The 5,101-nt window shown below is 44.8% G+C and carries 8 protein-coding genes; all 8 read right to left on the bottom strand.

Annotated features, from left to right (window positions below; translation table 11 throughout):
- Nucleotides 1–81: 81 nt before the first annotated feature.
- Nucleotides 82–495 carry a roadblock/LC7 domain-containing protein gene (locus tag RSA72_RS13875; RefSeq protein WP_332624201.1) on the bottom strand — a complete coding sequence of 138 codons (414 nt, stop codon included), beginning with the start codon at nt 493–495 and terminating at the stop codon, nt 82–84.
- A gap of 10 nt (nt 496–505) precedes the next feature.
- Nucleotides 506–1,045: a GTP-binding protein gene (locus tag RSA72_RS13870; RefSeq protein WP_332624200.1), complete on the bottom strand. Its 540-nt coding sequence runs from the start codon at nt 1,043–1,045 to the stop codon at nt 506–508.
- 14 nt (nt 1,046–1,059) lie between these two features.
- The gene (locus tag RSA72_RS13865) at nt 1,060–1,968 is read right to left on the bottom strand and encodes a hypothetical protein (protein WP_332633368.1); all 909 of its coding nucleotides are present in this window, start codon (nt 1,966–1,968) and stop codon (nt 1,060–1,062) included.
- A gap of 171 nt (nt 1,969–2,139) precedes the next feature.
- Complete coding sequence (locus tag RSA72_RS13860) at nt 2,140–2,499, bottom strand: roadblock/LC7 domain-containing protein (RefSeq protein WP_332624198.1); 360 nt, start codon at nt 2,497–2,499, stop codon at nt 2,140–2,142.
- Nucleotides 2,500–2,915: 416 nt separating this feature from the next.
- A complete protein-coding gene (locus RSA72_RS13855; protein ID WP_332624197.1) occupies nt 2,916–3,554 on the bottom strand; it encodes a hypothetical protein in 639 nt (212 codons plus the stop codon).
- Nucleotides 3,555–3,572: 18 nt separating this feature from the next.
- Complete coding sequence (locus RSA72_RS13850) at nt 3,573–4,001, bottom strand: ClpXP protease specificity-enhancing factor (RefSeq protein WP_332624196.1); 429 nt, start codon at nt 3,999–4,001, stop codon at nt 3,573–3,575.
- An 8-nt stretch (nt 4,002–4,009) separates the two neighbouring features.
- The gene (locus RSA72_RS13845) at nt 4,010–4,663 is read right to left on the bottom strand and encodes a glutathione S-transferase N-terminal domain-containing protein (RefSeq protein WP_332624195.1); all 654 of its coding nucleotides are present in this window, start codon (nt 4,661–4,663) and stop codon (nt 4,010–4,012) included.
- Nucleotides 4,664–5,004: 341 nt separating this feature from the next.
- A partial coding sequence (gene rpsI, locus RSA72_RS13840; protein WP_332624202.1) for a 30S ribosomal protein S9 occupies nt 5,005–5,101 on the bottom strand: 97 nt, incomplete at its 5' end.

The raw sequence follows: 5,101 nt of genomic DNA, 5'->3' as shown, positions 1-5,101 counted from the left end.
TTTATGCAGAAAAATAAGAAAGCTCAACAGGAATAGCCGGGTGAAAATAGAAAAAGGCCGGAAAAAGAGCTCAGCCTGCGCTCATGCATCCGCTGATTTAATTGCCTGAGAGGCTTGCTTCAGCAGGTAAAGCGCTTGGCCTAATAAAATGTCCTTTTCTGCAAGCACAATAATAATCATTGGGTGGCGGGGCGCGGCGACAGAACTTAATATAGCTTTGCCATTTTCTGCATCAAGCGTCAGGGTTTGACAGCCGGTTAAATTAATTTCATGTGTAAAGGCGCTGACCATCGCTAAAATAGAGCTTCCGACAGCCGCCAGCTTACTGTTATTGTAATTCTGTTTTTTGTAAATGCTGGTCAATTCAAAGCCGTCAGTAGAGCACACCATAATAAAATGAATGCCGCGTGCGCTGCTCATAATATTCTGTATTTCTAACTTGGCTTTCTGTATTAAATGCGCAGGCGCTGTCCTGTTTTCCTGAATGCCGAACATGATTATTCCTTCATGTAAAAATATTATGATTGACTTCCACCGCTGTAATCAAAGCCTCTAAAAGCAGCAGGACATCATCTTTTTTCCGCGCATCAATGAAAAACAGCGGAGAAAACAGCTCCTGTCTAAGCAGCCATTCTTTATAGATATTGGTGGATTTCAGTGTGCCGTCAACGTGGGTAATGCCTATTGCAATGTTGTCTGTATAGTTTTGAAAAGTTTCTAAATAGCTCTCTAACTCCTGCAATGGAGCCTCGGCATTATGGTCAATTAAAATGACCGCGCCGATGGCGCCGCGGCAGATGACAGGCCAAATAAAGTCAAACCGGCTTTGCCCCGGCGTTCCGTATAAGCCGATTTTAAGCCCATCGTCTAAAGATACTTCGCCATAATCAATGCCTACGGTAGTTTCGAGCTTGGCATGGCTGTGCTGGTCTGTGTTGAATGCCTCTGTAAGCAATACTGGAATATCTGACAGGGAGCGGATGGCTTCAGTCTTGCCTGCACCCATGGAGCCTGCAAAAACAATTTTGTACTGCTGTAGAATCATTTTTCAGACCTCCTTTAAAAGCCGAATTTTTTACGCAGCTTTCCGATAAAGTTTTGAATAAGGCCTTTGTCTGCATTGCTTTCTGCCTGTTCAGGCGGATTGTAATGCGCATCCCAAAGATTGATTTTGCTGATATTGTTTACCGCAATATTGGCTGCAATGAATTGCTGAATGGTGCGGATTGGAATGTCGTGCTGCTCCGAGATTTTTGAAAGCTTTGCCCCTTGGATGAAGCAGGCTGAGAGCTGGAAAATCCTTTTGTGCTGCGCCTTATCTGCAGGTTTAGGCCAGAAATGAATGCGGTAATGTCCATCTTCGGGTGCAATTTGATAAAAATCCGGGGAATTCCAGAATAAATTCCACAGCCAGTCCTGCAGGATGGCGCTTTCTTTGCGGTCCGCTTTGGCTAAATCAGTCGTAGAAGCTAAATCGTATTTAAAGCTTAAATCGGTCATAGGGTGCAGGCGGTGAGGGCTGGGCCAAACTGAATTCTGTGCAACATCAATCACGGCGATAGAGCCGTGATCATCATAAAGATGCAGTTTGCTTGGTGTTGCATCGGTCAGCATTTGCCTAAAGAACCGCTCATTGAATGGATTGGAATGCTTCGGCGCAATTTGGCTTTCAGCGGCTTCCGGCGGCATTGGCGCGGAAGGGGCGCTCTGGCTGGCAGGAAGATTTTGCATAATATGCTGTTCAAGCCAGCGGTAAAGCTCTTTCGCATTCAGCAGGGGAAAGTATAGGGTGTTGTTTTGCACTGTGCCGCAGAGTTGGGCGTCCTTGGAGATTTTCAGCCATGGAAAGCTTGTCCGGTTCAGGAGCTTCTGCATGCCGTCGGTATTAAAAAAGGTTTCATGAATGAATAAGCAGTCTAAATGAAGGTCAGACGCTTGTTTCCAGTGGATAATTAAATTGTCTGGCATTATATTGCAGAGCTGATTTTTTAATTCCGCAGAGTCCTGAATATTTAAACCGGCAATAGCAATATTAATATACTGCTTATTCATATTATCTCTCCATCAAATTCTGAATTATGATTTTGAAATAGCTGGGATTTAAAATCCCCTTTATGCCGATAAAGGGGATTGCCTGAATTAGCTGAAATCTAAGTTTTTTTCATAGGCTTTCAGTTCATGGCGCGCCATGGCTAAATTCGCTTTAGCGCGGTCGAGCACCAGATACAGAAAGATATTTTCATTTTTCTCCAGTGGCCTGATTAAGTGATACTGTTTTCCTAAAGTAATAAGAATATCAACAATATGGTCGTTCAAGTTCAGTGACTGAGCGACGCGCCTTTTGGAACGGATAACCTCAGTATTTCCCGCTGCTGCCAGTTCTAAGTCAATATCTCCTCCGCCTTGAGTTGCGAGAGCGAGGCCGCTTTCGCCGTCTACTAAGGCTGCTGCATGAAAACCGTCAATATTTGTGAGTGAATCTAATGAAACTTTAGCCATATATTTCTCTCTTTTAGCTTATGCATGATTATTGGTTTTATCCAAGCATGAATTAACGTGCTGTTAAGCGCTGCTTCATTTCATTATAGAAAGGCGGCAAGGGTTTTCAACGGAAATATTTTAATGCGGGAAATGGATAATATTTTTTTGGGCAATGCTGAATCCGCGTTAAATTATAAATGTGATTTAATCGGCATTTTATTTTGCGCTATGTGTTTTATCCGCTGAAATTTGAGTAAATCAGTCGGAAAAAGCATCATGTAAGGAAATGTAAAAAGCTAAGTTTTTTTGAAAAAAGCATGGATTGATCAATTTTTCATTACAAAAAATAACATGGTGCATTTTTTGAACGGTTATTCTGAATTTTTGCAATAAAAAAACCAGGCTGGCCTGGCTTTTCTTTGCCGCAGAAGCGCTTATGCAAACATGCTGCAGGCAGCTGAATATAGAATCCAGAGAATGGCGAGGGCTATGGCAGGCTCTAAAATTTTTGACCAAACCGGAATCGCCGCTGCTTCATCCTGTTCCTGATGGGTATGCTGATTGACCATTTGACTGAACTCCTTCATAGATGCTTCCAATGATATCTCATCTTGGATGATTGGTTTTGAACCTTTTAATTCTACAAGATTATTTGTTGACCAAACCCAATCGTCCGCCTGGCCGGATAAATGCTCAATTTGTCCCAGCAGCAATTCGCGGATGCTTTGCAGATTATGGCTGCCGGTGTCGTGAAGCTGCTTGAGTTCATGCAGCTGCAGGCTGAAAATAGCTGCGGTTAATGCTTCCAGCTCAGCATGGGGCATGGTGGAGGCATTTTCTTTAGAGGTGGTTAAATGGCGCGCAACTTCCAGTATGTACAGTTCATCCGGCGCAGTAATTTCCTGATACACTTTTTTATCATTGGCGCGCCATTGGGTAATCAATTCGCCTAAAGCCAGCGCGTTGATTGCGGAAATATGATGGCGCCTTTCTTCTCTGGAGAGTTGGCTGAGAAGCTCAGGCTTTTGGGTTTCTATCTGTTCCGCAAAATATTGCACGAGGTCAAAAGCCATCATATCACTCCATATTTATTAATCTAATAGCCTTAAGCTTGGTTTTTTCTTTGGCTGTTCAGTTTGTTCTTCAGCGCTTGATTTTAAAGCATCTTCGCTGTTTTGGATATGCTGATATTCATTTGGATCGAAGAACAGGCCTTGGCCGTTTTCGCGCGCGTACAGGCCTAAAACCGCTGCAAAAGGAATGTAAAGATCACGTGAAACGCCGCCAAAGCGCGCAGAAAAGCTAATGGCGTCATTGCCCATGTTGAGGGCATGCACCGCATGCGGCGCGAGATTCAGGGTAATTTGGCCGTCTTGAATGAACTGCTCAGGCACCATGGTATTCGGCTGTGCCGCATCGACCAGCAAATACGGGGTCAGCTGATTGTCGCAGATCCATTCATAAATGGCGCGCGCCATATATGGGCGGGTCGGGCTAAGGTTTAATTCTTGTTCAGACATAATATGCTCTATGAATGGGTTAATAAATCACTGTAACGGTTTTTTTCCTGCAGGGTCATGGATTTTGCAAAAGCAGGGCGGCTGAAAATGCGCTGGCAATATAAATGAATGGGGCGGCAGTGCTGCGCGGGCAGCTCAATCCCCATGGATTTCAAGCGCAGGAAAATCGGCGCCAGCATGCAGTCCAGAATGCTGAAATGTTCAGACATGAAAAAGGGAAAATGCTGAAATAAGGGCGTTAAGGAAACCAAAGTTTCTCTGAGTTTTTTCTGCGCCTGTTTTTTGGCGGCCGGATCCAGTGTGTCAGGATGGCGCAGCATGATATCCGCCAGTTTCAGCCAGTCCTGCTCAAAGCGCCAGATATACTGGCGCTGCTCCGCGCGGGGCGCCGGCGCATCGGCATACAGCTTGTTCTGCCGGTAGCGGTCATCAATATATTCAGAAATAATGCCAGTATTGAACAGCTTAAGCTCATTTTCCAGCAGCACCGGCAGCTGATTGTAGGGATTCAGGCTGGCCAGATCTTCATCTTCTTCATCAGCGAGGATTAAATGGTATTTAATCTGCTTCTCGGCAAGGACATATCGGATCCAGTGTGATCGAAAATCATCTGCATGGCTGTACAGGGTGATTCCTTGAGGAGGGGCGCTTTCGACTGACATAAATCCTGAGCAAAGTCTGGTGAATAAGATAGGATACTAAAAATAGGCGCTAAAATCACGAAGCAGTTTGGCTAATTCAGATAATGATGGAATTGACGCTTCCGCAGCCTGCGGATTTTTGCTTATCAGCGTTTTTGGGTGTTAATGCGAAATGACGGGGGGCCAAGCTGCGCTGGATATGCGGATAAGCCTGAGCTGAAAGAATATGATTTCCGGTGCGCGCCTGCCTGCCTGTTTTTTCCGGCCTTCGAATGTGCCGGATCTTTATTTTCTGGCCTGGCAGTCAGGCAATAAAAAAGCCTTGGATAAACCAAGGCTTTTTGTCCGATTCGGTAAACGGATTAACGTTTAGAGAATTGAGGACGCTTACGCGCTTTACGCAAGCCAAGTTTCTTACGTTCAACTTCACGAGCATCACGAGTAACGAAACCAGCTTGA

The sequence above is a fragment of the Acinetobacter sp. genome (assembly GCF_036659555.1).
GTDB lineage: Bacteria > Pseudomonadota > Gammaproteobacteria > Pseudomonadales > Moraxellaceae > Acinetobacter.
This window is presented reverse-complemented; position numbering and strand designations above follow the sequence as displayed.